General features: G+C 39.1%; 8 protein-coding genes and 3 pseudogenes. 7 read left to right on the top strand and 4 right to left on the bottom strand.

What is annotated here, in order from left to right; translation table 11 throughout:
• Window positions 1–65: 65 nt before the first annotated feature.
• The gene (locus H7N67_RS05675) at window positions 66–1,265 is read left to right on the top strand and encodes a saccharopine dehydrogenase family protein (RefSeq protein WP_187939327.1); all 1,200 of its coding nucleotides are present in this window, start codon (window positions 66–68) and stop codon (window positions 1,263–1,265) included.
• A 9-nt stretch (window positions 1,266–1,274) separates the two neighbouring features.
• On the opposite strand, the gene ccoG is transcribed toward H7N67_RS05675, so the two are convergent.
• Window positions 1,275–2,651, bottom strand: a complete 1,377-nt coding sequence (ccoG, locus tag H7N67_RS05670; RefSeq protein WP_187939326.1) for a cytochrome c oxidase accessory protein CcoG — start codon at window positions 2,649–2,651, stop codon at window positions 1,275–1,277.
• Window positions 2,652–2,756: 105 nt separating this feature from the next.
• Between ccoG and plsY the strand changes: the two genes are divergently transcribed.
• From plsY to nusA, 6 genes are all read left to right on the top strand, one after another.
• On the top strand, window positions 2,757–3,419 hold the full coding sequence (gene plsY / locus H7N67_RS05665; RefSeq protein ID WP_015643630.1) for a glycerol-3-phosphate 1-O-acyltransferase PlsY: 663 nt from the start codon (window positions 2,757–2,759) through the stop codon (window positions 3,417–3,419).
• The gene (locus H7N67_RS05660; protein WP_187939324.1) at window positions 3,416–3,769 is read left to right on the top strand and encodes a FolB domain-containing protein; all 354 of its coding nucleotides are present in this window, start codon (window positions 3,416–3,418) and stop codon (window positions 3,767–3,769) included. Before plsY ends, H7N67_RS05660 begins: the two co-directional genes overlap by 4 nt.
• Window positions 3,753–4,079 carry a Plug domain-containing protein gene (locus H7N67_RS05655; RefSeq protein ID WP_187939323.1) on the top strand — a complete coding sequence of 109 codons (327 nt, stop codon included), beginning with the start codon at window positions 3,753–3,755 and terminating at the stop codon, window positions 4,077–4,079. The genes H7N67_RS05660 and H7N67_RS05655 overlap by 17 nt, the downstream gene beginning before the upstream one ends.
• A gap of 169 nt (window positions 4,080–4,248) precedes the next feature.
• Window positions 4,249–6,840, top strand: coding sequence for a TonB-dependent receptor (locus tag H7N67_RS05650; protein ID WP_187939322.1), 2,592 nt, complete (start codon window positions 4,249–4,251; stop codon window positions 6,838–6,840).
• A 229-nt stretch (window positions 6,841–7,069) separates the two neighbouring features.
• A complete protein-coding gene (locus H7N67_RS05645) occupies window positions 7,070–8,242 on the top strand; it encodes an aminotransferase class V-fold PLP-dependent enzyme (RefSeq protein ID WP_187939321.1) in 1,173 nt (390 codons plus the stop codon).
• Window positions 8,243–8,336: 94 nt separating this feature from the next.
• A complete protein-coding gene (gene nusA / locus H7N67_RS05640; protein WP_187939320.1) occupies window positions 8,337–9,524 on the top strand; it encodes a transcription termination factor NusA in 1,188 nt (395 codons plus the stop codon).
• Window positions 9,525–9,864: 340 nt separating this feature from the next.
• On the opposite strand, the pseudogene H7N67_RS08185 reads toward nusA, so the two are convergent.
• The 3 pseudogenes from H7N67_RS08185 to H7N67_RS08180 form a co-directional block, all read right to left on the bottom strand.
• Window positions 9,865–13,012, bottom strand: a pseudogene (locus tag H7N67_RS08185) (class I SAM-dependent DNA methyltransferase); the annotation flags it as partial.
• Window positions 13,010–13,588 (bottom strand): annotated as a pseudogene (locus tag H7N67_RS08250) (DUF7149 domain-containing protein); the annotation flags it as partial. The pseudogenes H7N67_RS08185 and H7N67_RS08250, both read right to left, overlap by 3 nt.
• A 110-nt stretch (window positions 13,589–13,698) precedes the next feature.
• Window positions 13,699–13,768, bottom strand: a pseudogene (locus H7N67_RS08180) (RNA-guided endonuclease InsQ/TnpB family protein); the annotation flags it as partial.

Raw genomic sequence — 13,768 nt, 5'->3', positions numbered from 1 at the left:
AATTTATCTTATTATAATATAATACCCCCCTAAAAGAACGAGATTAGTTAGAAAGTAGGTGTTCCTTGCATACAGTATTACAAATTGGAGCTGGTGGCGTAGGCAGTGTAGTAGCGCACAAAATGGGCATGAATAGAGATGTGTTTAAAAATATCATTTTAGCGAGCAGGAGCTTAGACAAATGCTATGCGATTAAAGAAAGCATGCTCAAAAAGGGTTTGGGGGAAATTGGCGTTGAACAAGTGGATGCTGATGATACGCAAGCCTTAGTCGCTTTAATCCAAAAATACAAGCCTAAAGTCGTTGTTAATGTGGCTTTACCCTATCAGGATTTAACGATCATGCAAGCATGTTTAGAGACTAAAACGCATTACATTGATACCGCCAATTACGAGCACCCGGATTTAGCGAAATTTGAATACAAAGAGCAATGGGCGTTTGATAAGGCTTATAAAGAAGTAGGGATTTTAGGGGTTTTAGGGGCTGGGTTTGATCCGGGCGTGACTAACGCTTATGTCGCTCACGCTCAAAGACACCATTTTGACACTATCCACACTTTAGACATTTTAGACTGCAACGCTGGGGATCACAAACGCCCTTTTGCTACGAATTTTAACCCTGAAATCAATTTAAGGGAAGTCAGCTCTAAAGGGCGTTATTATGAAAATGGTAAATGGATTGAAACCAAGCCTTTAGAAATCAAGCAAGTGTGGGCTTACCCGCAGATTGGCGAAATGGATTCGTATCTTTTATACCATGAGGAATTGGAATCGTTAGTCAAAAACATTAAAGGCTTGAGGAGGGCGAGGTTTTTTATGACTTTCTCTCAAAATTATTTAACCCACATGAAATGCTTGGAAAATGTCGGCATGCTAGGCATTAAAGAAATAGAGCATCAAGGCGTAAAAATCGTGCCGATACAATTTTTAAAAACCTTGCTTCCTGATCCAGCGACTCTAGCCAAAGACACCACCGGTAAAACCAACATCGGGTGCTATATGACCGGCATTAAAAACAACCAAGACAAAACGCTCTACATTTACAACGTGTGCGATCATAAAAAATGCTATGAAGAAGTGGGTTCGCAAGCCATAAGCTACACCACCGGCGTGCCAGCGATGTGCACGGCTAAAATGATTTGTAATGACACTTGGAGTGCGGATCATTTTAGGGCCGGGGTGTTCAACATAGAAGAATTAAACACCGATCCCTTTATGGAAGAATTGATCAAACAAGGCTTGCCTTATGAAGTGATTGAACGCTAGTTTTAGGCTTCAATCTTCACTTGGCGCAATAAACACCGATTCCCTTTCTATCGTAATATTCTTATCGTCCGTGCTATAAGCTTGTATGGTAATAGGGATGAGAGCGTCTCTAGCGTTCTTGTATTCTGTGGCGTTACCCTTTAGGGGTTTTCTCAAAATCACTACCGCTTTGATCTTTTGCCCGGCTTTAATGGCGATAGGGTTTAAAGGCTTTTTGATTTGGATGTCTTTTTGCCCTAAAATTTTGAAATAAAACTCATGGTCTTTATTGTCCGTGTTGTGGAATAAAAACACGTAATCGTTATCCACATACCCACTAGAGCGCAATTCATACAGATCGCTGTTGCGGTTAATGTCTAAGAGCATGCGTTCTTTTTTAAACGAAGTGATGGCTAAAAGAGCTATCACAATAGCGATAACCCCCATGTAAGCGATCGTTTTTAAACGCACTAGGCGCACTTTTTGGCGCGTGTTAATAGCGTTAGTTGAAGACCATTGGATGAGTGAAGGGCGGTTGTATTTAGCCATGGTAATCGTGCATGCATCCACGCATTCTAAGCAATTGATGCATTCTAATTGCAAGCCCTTCCTGATATCAATGTGCGTGGGGCAAACCTGCACGCAATGCAAACAATTCACGCATTCGTTTTCTGGGCTGCGTTTTTTGGGGGGTAAAGAGAATAGATGGCCCTGATTATTATAAAGCGCTCCGCCGCGCTTTTCATCATAAATGGGGTTTAAGGTGTCATTGTCATACAACACCGATTGCACCCTAGCGTAAGGGCATAAATAAATGCAAAAACGCTCCGCAACCACCACTATATCAAACAGCACCACTAAAGCACTAAAAAGCCAAAAACCCATAGCAATAGGGTGATCGCTAGGGTTTTTAAGATACATAAAAAAGTCTTCAGGGGCGATGAAATAAAAGAAAAATAACATCATTAGCCCCGCCACAACAGGAGCGAACAATAAAACGCTCAATACTTTACGCATCTTATAGCTTGGGGTGTTTTTAGGGCTTTCTTGCTTGTTGCTGATCTTTTTATGGAGTTTGAAAATCTTTGTTTCAATCACATCTCTATAAAGCACCCTTAAAAAGGTTTGCGGGCAAGCCCACCCGCACCACACACGCCCAAGGCTAGTGGTGATGAAAAAAATCCCTATAAAAAGCAAAATAACCATAAAAGGCATGACATGCAATTCTTCAGCGCTAAAGATCTTGCCTAAAAAATGCAGCTGCTTATGCTCAAAGGAGATCAAAAACAAATGCGCCCCATCAATGCGAATGAAGGGCGTGATTAATAGCGCTAAAGAAATCAATAAAAACCCTATATAACGCTTCAAGCGAAACGATTTTAAAAAATGGCTAGAAGTTTCAAGCATTCTCAATATCCTAAAATTTTTAAGCCACTATACCCTAACAACTTAACGCTTTCACTTAAAAAGCAACATGTTATAATGATTGCTATTTTATTTGAAAGGGTATTTATGGAAAGCGTTTTAAATTTCCTAACCAATATCAATGTGATTTTCACCCTTTTGGGTTATCTTATCGGGGGGATTCCTTTTGGCTATGCGTTAATGAAAATCTTTTATGGCATGGATATTACTAAGATTGGATCGGGGGGCATTGGTGCAACGAATGTCTTGCGCGCTTTACAAAGTAAGGGCGTAAACAACGCTAAACAAATGGCCCTATTAGTCTTAATCTTGGATCTATTCAAAGGCATGTTCGCGGTGTTTTTGAGCAAATTGTTTGGGTTGGATTATAGCTTGCAATGGATGGTCGCTATTGCGAGCATTTTAGGGCATTGTTATTCGCCTTTTTTGAATTTCAATGGAGGTAAGGGCGTTTCTACGATCATGGGTTCTGTGGTGTTGCTCATCCCTATTGAAAGCCTCATCGGCTTAACGGTGTGGTTTTTTGTGGGTAAGGTGCTTAAAATCTCTTCACTCGCTAGCATTCTAGGGGTAGGCACAGCGACTGTTCTTATCTTTTTTGTGCCTTATATGCATATCCCAGACAGCGTCAATATCCTTAAAGAAGTCGGCACGCAAACGCCGATGGTGCTTATTTTTATTTTCACCCTTATCAAGCATGCGGGCAATATTTTCAATTTATTGACCGGTAAAGAAAAGAAAGTCTTATGAGAACTAAACAAGGCGTTCATATCCATAACTTCGTGTTTGAAACGATTTTAGGGATTTTAGAGTTTGAACGCTTAAAACCCCAAAAAATAAGCGTGAATGTGGATCTTTTCTACACGGAATTACCTAATAAGGCTTATTTAGACTACATGGAAATCCAAGAGCTTATCCAAAAGATGATGCAAGAAAAACAATACTTTCTCATTGAAGACGCCCTTAAGGATTTGAGCCAAATTTTAAAAACGTGCTACAAGGAGATCTCTGAGCTTTTTTTGAAAATCAGCAAGTTAGAAATTTCTCCCAATTCTCAAGTGGGGGCGAGCGTGAAAATTTACTATGAAACCAATCTTTAACCTCTTTTTCCTCCTTATGGTTTTAAAAGCGCACCCCATAAACCCTTTATTAGAGCCACTATATTTCCCGAGTTACGCGCAATTTTTAAATTTAGAATCTCATTTTATCATTAAAAAAAAGCGCGCTTATAGACCCTTTCAATGGGGGAATACCATCATTATCAAACGCCATGACTTAGAAGAACGCCAGAGCAACCAGCCAAGCGATATTTTCCGCCAAAACGCTGAAATCAATGTGTCTTCTCAAACTTTTTTAAGAGGGATCAGTAGCACTTCTTCACGAACAGCGCTTGATTCAGCCGCTCAATAATCAACCGCTCAATAAAATGCTAAAACTTTATTCAATCACATTTTTCTTCATATTTTCTTAATCCTAAAACAAATTTAAGGTATTATTAAATAGAATAATGTAATAATAACCTTAGGTTTAAAACTTGACTAAATTTTTTAGAAAAAAGTAAATAAAAAGGCTAAAAGAAATGCTTAGAAATCAATTTCGTATCGTGTTTGTCTCTTGTATTGTCGCTAGCAGTTTGCAAGCTCAAGAAAATACCCACACTTTGGGTAAGGTAACCACTAAGGGTGAAAGGACTTTTGAATACAACAATAAAATGTATATTAACAGGAAAGAGCTCCAACAGCGCCAAAGCAACCAAATCCGTGATATTTTTAGGACTAGGGCGGATGTGAATGTGGCAAGTGGGGGCTTAATGGCGCAAAAGATCTATGTTAGGGGGATTGAGAGCCGTCTCTTAAGGGTAACAATAGATGGCGTCGCTCAAAATGGTAACATTTTCCACCATGACGCTAACACCGTGATCGATCCTAATATGATTAAAGAAGTGGAAGTGATTAAAGGGGCAGCGAACGCTTCAGCAGGTCCTGGTGCGGTGGCGGGTAAATTGTCTTTCACCACGATTGACGCTAACGACTTCTTAAGAAAGAACCAAACTTATGGGGCTAAAGCGGAAGCGGGCTTTTACACTAACTTCGGGTATCGCATGAACGCCACTGCAGCCTATCGCGGTAAAAATTGGGACATACTCGCTTATTACAACCATCAAAATATTTTTTACTACAGAGACGGGAACAACGCTTTTAGGAATCTCTTCCACCCTAACTACGATTTACAAGATCCAAGCAATAGCGACATTGGCATAGGGACTCCAAGCGAAGTCAATAGCGTTTTAGGTAAAGTCAATGGCTATATCAACGACACGGATACCATCAGCTTAAGCTACAACATGACAAGGGAGAATTCCACTAGGCTTTTACGCCCTAACACCACTTCAGCTCTCTCCAAAGCCAATGACCCAGGAAGCCAACCAGCGCCTTTTGTGATTGACTTTGGGAAAGAATTAGCCCATACGATCAACTTCAACCACAATTTGAGTCTGAAATACAAGCATGATGGAGGTACTAGTTTTAGTCAGCCGCGCGTTGAATCCACTGCCTTTTTAGGGGTAAGGGGGGGCGATTATAACCCTGTGGTGAATCCTTTCGCTTACAATTCTAACGAGCCGGCTAATCCGGATTACATCCCTGAAGTGAAAGAGTGGTGCAACAACCCAGATAATATCAGCCAGTGCACGCAAGGGGCTATCAGGCCTTCTAATGGAGGGTATCAAATAGGCTATGGGCAGCCGGGTTCGATCAATTGGCAAGGCGCTTCTGCAATTTCTACAGGATCTAATATTTATCATGGGCTTGTCCCTAAAAATCCTGATTACGACATGACCCCCCCTAACGCTCAAAACCCTAGCGCAAACGATTGGACTTTAGGGAATGCGGACGCTGAGGGGACTTTAGCCAGAAGGATTTTCTTAATCAACTCAGGCGTTAATTTTAAAGTAACCCACCCCATTAGCGAAGATTACGGGAATGTGTTTGAATACGGCATGATTTATCAAAACCTGAGCGTTTTCTCTGGATTGGATAAAGGCAAAAACGGCTATTATAAAAACAACATTGATCCTAACGACCCTAACGGGCCGGGCTTGCCTTACCGCCATTACTACACCGATCAAAGCTCTCAATACCCTCAAAATCTGAACACCCCTAACCCGCTCTATCGTAACATGCCTCAAAATTCGCATGCGATCGGTAATATCATCGGTGGGTTTATGCAAGCGAACTACAATATTTTAAGCAATGTGATCGTGGGTGCGGGAACTCGTTATGATATTTACACCTTGCTAGACAAAAACGGCCGCACGCATGTAACTTCTGGTTTCTCGCCTTCTGCAACCGTGCTTTATAACCCCATTGAAAGCATTGGCTTGAAAGTGAGCTATGCGTATGTAACTAAGGGGGCTTTGCCTGGTGATGGCGTTTTGATGCGCGATCCCACGGTGATTTATCAAAGGAATTTGCGCCCTGCGATCGGTCAAAATGTGGAATTCAATGTGGATTACAACAGCAAGTATTTCAATGTGCGCGGGGCAGCGTTCTATCAAGTCATCAATAATTTCATCAACAGCTACGGGCAAGACACTTCTAAAAATGGCGGGGGTAATGCGACCGCAAAAAACATGTCAGGGAATTTACCCGAAACCATTAATATTTATGGTTATGAAGTTTCAGGGAATGTGCAATATAAAAATTTCGTAGGGACTTTCTCAGTGGCTCGCTCTTGGCCGACAGCTAGGGGGCATTTATTGGCGGACACTTACGCTTTAGCTGCAACGACTGGGAATGTGTTTATCTTAAAAGCCGATTACAATATCCACAAATGGGGGCTTACTTTAACTTGGCTCTCACGCTTTGTAACCAACATGTTTTATGAAGGCTATTCTATCTACTACCCTCAATACGGCTTGATGAAAATCCATAAGCCTGGGTATGGTGTGCATAATGTCTTTATCAACTGGACCCCCACTTCTAAAAAATGGCAGGGTTTAAGGATTTCAGCCGTGTTTAATAATATCTTAAACAAGCAATATGTCAGCCAGGCTTCCGTGTGGCAAGCGAGCGCGGACGCTCCAGCAAGCGATATGATCCCTAAAAATAAACGCATGGCGCTCCCGGCTCCTGGATTTAATGTGCGTTTTGAGGTATCCTATCAATTCTAAAATGAAAGAAATCTTAGGATTTCTTTTTGAATTTTGAACATGGAAACAAGCATGAAAAAGCCCTATAGAAACCGCCAAACTCTATGGAAAAAGTTCCGCTCGCTCAATAAACTCATTAAAATGCTCTTAAGGATTTTAAAAAAGTAGTTTTATCAAAAATTTAGCGGGTTTAGTTTAAAATAACGCTTATTTTAGCTCTCAAAAAAGGAAAAGCAAACGCGCTTTCATCATGGCTAACATCACGACTAAAGAAACGCTCCTAATAACCCCGGATCTTTTGAAAAACCCTTATCAAAAAATCATCAATGCGAGCACGAGCGTTTTTGATGAAAAGCATGGGCGATCGTTTTTTAGTGCGCAATTTTATGAAAAAATTGAACCTTATTTAAAAGAAGTTTTAACCCATCCCATTGATTTAGAATGCGATCTCAACACCGCTAAAAAAAAGAATCGCTTAACCCCTTTAAAACAGCTTTTTAAGGCGTGTTTTAACACCGAAGAAATTTTGATTGTCAATAACAACACCAGCGCGGTATTCCTCATCGCTAACGCTTTAGCGCAAGAAAAAGAAATCATTGTTTCTTATGGCGAATTAGTGGGGGGGGATTTTAACCTTAAAGATATTTTATTGAGTAGTGGGGCTAGGCTGCATTTAGTGGGGAATATTAATCGCACTTATTTAAGGGATTACCGCTTGGCCTTGAATGAAAACAGCAAAATGCTCTTTAAAACCCACAACCCCGCTTTCAAAAAAGACACGCCTTTTAGAGATTTGCAAGCCCTGGCTAAAGAGCATGATTTGATTGATTATTACAATTTAGGGGATGTGGATTTATTAAATAGAACGGCTTTAGAAGAGGTTTTAGCCCTAAAACCATCGCTTTTAAGCTTTAGCGCGGATAAATGCTTTAACAGCGCGCAAGCGGGCATTATTATGGGGCAAAAAGAATGGGTTGAAATGTTAAAAAACCACCCCCTTTATAGAGCCTTGAGAGCGGATAAGATCACGCTCACCTTGCTTTTTTGCAGCCTAAACGCATGGGTCAATCATCAAGAAGAAATCACCATTCATGCGCTACTGAACCAAACTAAAGACGCCTTATTGCAAAAAGCCTTGAAACTCTACGCCCTTTTAAAGCCTTTAGAATTGAACGTGAGCATCGCCTCTAGCTTTTCTAAAATAGGGAATTTGCCCGATAGAGAATTAGAATCCTTTTGCGTGAAAGTCCAGCCCAAAAACACCCGCGCTTTAAATAGTGAGAAACTTTATTTAAAGCTTTTTCAAAAAGGCGTTATTACAAGGATTTCATGCGAATTTGTGTGTTTTGAAGTCTTTAGCCTGAATGAAAAAGATTTGGAAAAAATCGCTCTGGTTTTAGAAGAAATTCTTAATAAAGCTTAAAAATTCGCTATAATAAAATTTCTTTTAAACGCGCCGCTCCCCACAATAGAGAATGACAAAAAACGATAGAACATCAATTTAAAGGAACTTAAGAATGGAAAAAATCAGCGACCTTATAGAATGCATTGCGTATGAAAAAAATTTGCCTAAAGAGATGATTTCAAAAGTGATTCAAGGCTGTTTGTTAAAAATGGCGCAAAATGAATTAGACCCCCTAGCGTGCTACTTGGTGGTTGAAGAAAACAAGCAGCTCCAGCTTATCCAGTTGGTGGAAGTTTTAGAAGATGATGATGAAAGATTAATTAACGACCCTTCTAAATACATCAGCTTGTCTAAAGCCAAAGAAATGGATCCAAGCGTTAAGATCAAAGACGAATTGTCCTATAGCTTGAGTTTGGAGAGCATGAAGCAAGGAGCGATCAACCGCCTTTTTAAAGATTTGCAATACCAGCTAGAAAAGGCGTTAGAAGACAGCCATTTTGAAGCGTTCCAAAAGCGCCTTAACAGCGTTTTAATGGGGCAAGTGATTTTAGTGGATCACAATCAAAACACCTTTATTGAGATTGAGCAGCAATTTCAAGGCGTTCTTTCCATGCGCCATCGCATCAAGGGCGAGAGTTTTAAAGTGGGCGATAGCATTAAAGCGGTTTTAACGCAAGTCAAACGCACGAAAAAAGGCTTACTATTAGAGCTGAGCCGCACCACCCCTAAAATGCTTGAAGCTTTGTTGGAATTAGAAGTCCCTGAAATTAAAGATAAAGAAATTGAAATCATCCATTGCGCGCGAATCCCAGGCAACAGAGCGAAAGTGAGCTTTTTTTCCCATAACGCTAGGATTGATCCCATAGGCGCGGCCGTGGGGGTTAAGGGCGTGCGCATCAATGCGATCAGTAACGAATTGAATAAAGAAAACATTGATTGCATAGAGTATTCTAATGTGCCTGAAATTTATATCACTTTAGCGCTCGCTCCAGCCAAAATTTTAAGCGTTGAGGTTAAAAAAATCCCTATAGAAGAATTGAGTGCTGAAGAAAAAGAATCCGTTCAAGAGCGTTTCATTGTCAATAACCATTTGCAAAAGGCTAAAGTGCGCTTGTTAGACATTGAAAAATCTAAGGCTATCGGTAAAGGCGGGGTGAATGTGTGCTTAGCGTCCATGCTTACAGGCTATCACATAGAGTTTGAAACCATTCCTAGCGTGAAAGAAAACGCGGAAAATGAAAGCGAAAAAGAAACGCAAAAAGTAGGGGTAGAAGCTTTAGAGTCTTTGTTTAAGAATTAGGGGTATCTAAAATTCAATCTCTAAAAAAGCTTTTAACTAAAAAATTTGGAAGAAAGTTTTTCGATGCGATTTTAAATTAGTGGTTTGTAGCTGTTATAGAAATCGTTTTTGTAAGATTAGGATAAAATAACGCTCACCCCCTAATTTTTATTTTGCTAGAGATTAGGGGGTAAATTACCTTCAAAGGATTACTATGTCCAAAAAACATGGTAAAAAGCCCTTGTATTATACTTAAAAATACTTTTTTTAAGTATAGGGTTAAAATCGTTGTTAAAAAAACCCATTAAGCCAAAGGTTTCCCCTATTTAAGGGGTTTCCTTTAAGGTAAAGCGCTTTTTATTCACTGCCCGTTTTCAATGGTTTTGATTTCTTCATCGGTGAGGTGGTAGAGCTGATAGACTAAGGCGTCAATTTCTTTTTCTAATCCTTGGGTGTTGGCTTTGGGGTCTTTTTCTTTTGCTTTTAAGATCCGCTCTGCGCAATCGGTGATTTTTTGGGCTAATTCTTGGTTTTCTGGCGTGATTTTAGGAATGGGTATTTTTTCTAAAGCATGCTTATTGTATTGATAACCACTTTTGCCTAAAATACAACCTCCGCAAAAATTTTTAAAATAGAATGTAATCAGTTTAGAATTGAGCAAAGCAGTCAAAAGCTTAAGATTATAAGCATCACTAACAATCATAAATGCAGTTTTTTCTAAAAATATTCCGCTGTTTTCATATATAAAATACGCCCCCTGTGAAGTCTCTGGATACACAATTTTCTCTTTTTCAAAATCCTCTAAATACGCGCAATTCCTTAAGTGATAGGGGGTGTCTCCTTGATCGCATCGTGTTGCAATAGTATCGTAATGAGAGTCTAAATGCACTTTAATTGCGGGGTATTTTTCTATATCAATGGGAGGGATTTTGGATTTGAGGGCAGAAGTGTAGCCGTTATGGGTGTTAATCACCCACAAATGCGCCCACTCATAAGAATACCTTTTAATGTCTTTCCCTCTTAAAATGGGCTTGATGAGCGCGTCTGTGCGCTTTCTTTCTTCTTGCGTCTTGCAAGCGTTTAAGATTGCGTCTCTTTTTTCAGTGGGAATGATAAAGGCTTCGTTCGCACCGGTTTTAATCCCATAATTGATTTGAATATCCCAATCCTTGAGCGGGGTGCCAATGCTCTCCATTTTGTCCCTCAAATCTAAAAGCGTGGCGTTGGCAAAAATAAAGCTTTCTGTTGAAAGCGCGTTTTGTCTCATGGGGAGATGGGGGGGTGCTTTTCAAATTTTCCTTATCGTTTTCTATGGGTTCGTAATATTTAAAAACGCTCTCTTTAGGGGGCTCTTGTTTGATGAAACTCATAATACTAGTATCCACGGTGGCGCTCTCAAAGACTTTTAAGGCGTTTAATTCCATGTAGCTAACAATGGTGGTTTTTTTGAGCAGCAATTCTCTTAATTTAGCGCCGTATTTAGCTCGCGCGTATTTGTTGGAAGTGATGAAAGCGTTAAACCCCTTTTCTTTTAAAAGGTGGTAAGATAGGGCAAAAAAGTAGGTGTAAATGTCGCTTGAGCTGTTATAGAAATCCTGGTATTGCTTTTGTAATAAAGGCTTTAAGTCTTTGATGTGTTCTTGGCGGATATAAGGCGGATTACCTATGATGCAATCAAAGCCTAAAAAATCCCCCTCATCATCTAGCACTTCCGGGAATTCAAAACGCCATTCAAACGCATTTTGATACTCTCCACCACTTAAAGCATCATCAAGCTTTTTTCTCAAAGCTCTAATACGCCCATAAGAAGCAAAAGCCTCTTCCTCTTCTTTAGGGCTTAGTTTAAGCGTGCCAAAAAGGCTTGGGATAAAGTAATTTAACCCATCTAGCAAACTCTTATCGTCTAGGGCAAAGAAATTGTATTTTTTGATGTGTTTTTCAATAGCCTTTTCAAGCTCTGCTTTGGTTTTAGGATCTTTAAGCGTGAGGGAAAAAGTGTTTTTTAAGTCTTGGATTTTGTTGATAAGATATTGCTTATTTAAGGGATAGAGAGGGTTTGGGTCTTTGTATTGGGCGACTAGATCTTTGTATTCTTGGATTTTTTGCTTGATATTGGGGATCTTTTTGAGATCATCATTCAAATTAAAGCGTGAGATCAAGCTGTTAGCGCACTTAATGTTAATATCAATGTTGGGGAGGGTTTCAAGATTGTTGGTGTTCTTGCCCTCTTCAAAAATATAATAGCTGTATTTTAAAAGCTCTATCCATAGCCTGAGCTTGGTGATTTCGCAAGAATTGGGGTTAATATCCACGCCAAAAAGGCAGTTTTCAATGATGTCTTTTTTAAGCTCAAAAAGTTCTTTTTGGATTTGGTGGTGGGGGTCGTTTTCGCTATGCGGTATGGTGTAGTTAAAGACTTTATTCTCTGGCGTGTGAATGATGATTTCATCGTTTTCTAATCTAAGCTCGTGGCGATACAAGGAAGCAATAAGCCCTAACTCATAAGCAATTAACACCATTTCATTGAGCGCTGAAACCAAGAAATGCCCGCTCCCCACCGCCGGATCGCAAACGCGTAAAGTGAGAAGGAGTTGCAAGTATTCTTTGCGTTTACCCTCTTTATAGCTGTAGTTATCTTTAAAATAATTTCTTAATTCTGTTAAATTTTCACACTCTATGTTATAGGTTTGATTAAATTTATCCAACACGATTGACTCGATGCTCTCTTTGCACATGTAGCTTGTGATGAAGCTTGGGGTATAAAAGCTCCCCTCTTTATAGCCGTTGAGTTTTTCAAAAACAAGCCCTAAAACGCTAGGGTTAATCAAACGGCTTTCGCTGGTATCGGTATTATCTTTAATATCTTTAGGGGTGGTGGTGAATTTATAAGCATGCAAAAATGCAAAAAAGTATTTTAGCAAAGGCAAATGTTTTAAATCTTTTTGATAATTTTCATGTTTTTTGAGAATGGAATTTTTATAGATTTCTAGCTTTTTATTGTCTAAAAGTTTGATTTCATGCCCCTTTAATTCTAAAGGCGTTTTATCAAACAAACTGGAATTCAAATAAGGGATTTTTTCTAAAATCTTGTTTTCTTTAATTTCTGGTAAACGCTCGCTGTTTTTCTTGGCTAAAACTTCAAAAAAGAGGGTGTTTAGGGCGTTGAAATCTTTAAAGTTTTCTATGGTTAAAAAAGGTTCTTTAAAATGCTTGAAAGAAATTAAAAGGCTTTCTAAAAGCCGTAAAAACAAGATGCGGTTATTCCAAGCGATGAGTAACGCCATGACTTCTTCATCGTCTAAATTTTTGTATTGCTCTTTTAAAGTAGCGCTTAGGGAATTTTGGGTGCGGCTGGGCTTGATTAAAATTTTCCCTTTGTCATTTTGCTCTTCTAACCCTAAAATGTAAAGCAATTCTTCATAAAAATCTTTGTTAAGCGTGTTAGCGTCAGAATATTTTGGAATTTTGAGCAAAAAATTAGGGCTTAGGGCTTGATAGATTAGGGCTAAATTTTCTTTTTTGAGAGGGATATGGTGGTATTTCAAAGAACGATCAAGCTCATTAAGGCGCTTTTGGCAAACATCATAAAACGCTTCTGTGCGTGTATCGTTACCCTTTCTATCGTGGCAATTTTTAAAGGCGTTTTCAATTTCTTTATCTTTATTAAAAACCTCAAATTCGTTCGCATCAATAATATAAAGCTCTTTAATAGTGGCTAAGATAAGATGCTTAAGGTTGTTATTACCATTTTTTCTTTCTATGAGATAATACAAAAGGCTTTCATGCAAGGCTTTAACATTCAAATCACCCTTTTTAATAAATTCGTTGGGGTTTTTAAGGGCTTTAAATTCAATGATCACTTCCACTTTGTCATTGTCATTAAGAATAGCACTGTCTATTTTTTTGGTGGGCTTAACCTTGTATTTAAAAACACCTTTCAATAAATCATTAAAAGCATCGTTTTGGTGATTTTCATTTTCTTGTTGGTTGGTTTCTAAAAAGGCGTCAAAAGCTGTTTTGAAAGCTTCCAATTGCTCTTTACTTGGGTAGTTTGTGTTGGATAAATCTATTTTTTTATAATCCATGTTAATTCCTTACATCGCTTAAAAACACATGCTTTAAAAGTTTATCGTTGTTTGTGAAACCACCCCTTGCTAAAGCAAGGAGCTTCCTAACTAAAGCGCCCTAATGGACACTAACACGAAAGGCTTTGTTCTTTAAAGTCTGCATGGATATTTCCTACCCCAAAAAGACTTAACCCTTTG

Source organism: Helicobacter pylori (assembly GCF_014498195.1).
In the GTDB taxonomy this organism is placed as follows: Bacteria; Campylobacterota; Campylobacteria; order Campylobacterales; family Helicobacteraceae; genus Helicobacter; species Helicobacter pylori_DO.
The sequence above is the reverse complement of the archived record's forward strand: the minus strand, read 5'-3'. Positions and strand labels throughout refer to the sequence as shown.

What these genes read in the sequence shown, in the direction of transcription:
- ccoG (WP_187939326.1), bottom strand. Translation starts at nt 2,651, where the DNA reads ATGCTTGAAACTTCTAGCCATTTTTTAAAATCGTTTCGCTTGAAGCGT.
- plsY (WP_015643630.1), top strand. Translation starts at nt 2,757, where the DNA reads ATGGAAAGCGTTTTAAATTTCCTAACCAATATCAATGTGATTTTCACC.
- H7N67_RS05660 (WP_187939324.1), top strand. Translation starts at nt 3,416, where the DNA reads ATGAGAACTAAACAAGGCGTTCATATCCATAACTTCGTGTTTGAAACG.
- H7N67_RS05655 (WP_187939323.1), top strand. Translation starts at nt 3,753, where the DNA reads ATGAAACCAATCTTTAACCTCTTTTTCCTCCTTATGGTTTTAAAAGCG.
- H7N67_RS05650 (WP_187939322.1), top strand. Translation starts at nt 4,249, where the DNA reads ATGCTTAGAAATCAATTTCGTATCGTGTTTGTCTCTTGTATTGTCGCT.
- H7N67_RS05645 (WP_187939321.1), top strand. Translation starts at nt 7,070, where the DNA reads ATGGCTAACATCACGACTAAAGAAACGCTCCTAATAACCCCGGATCTT.
- nusA (WP_187939320.1), top strand. Translation starts at nt 8,337, where the DNA reads ATGGAAAAAATCAGCGACCTTATAGAATGCATTGCGTATGAAAAAAAT.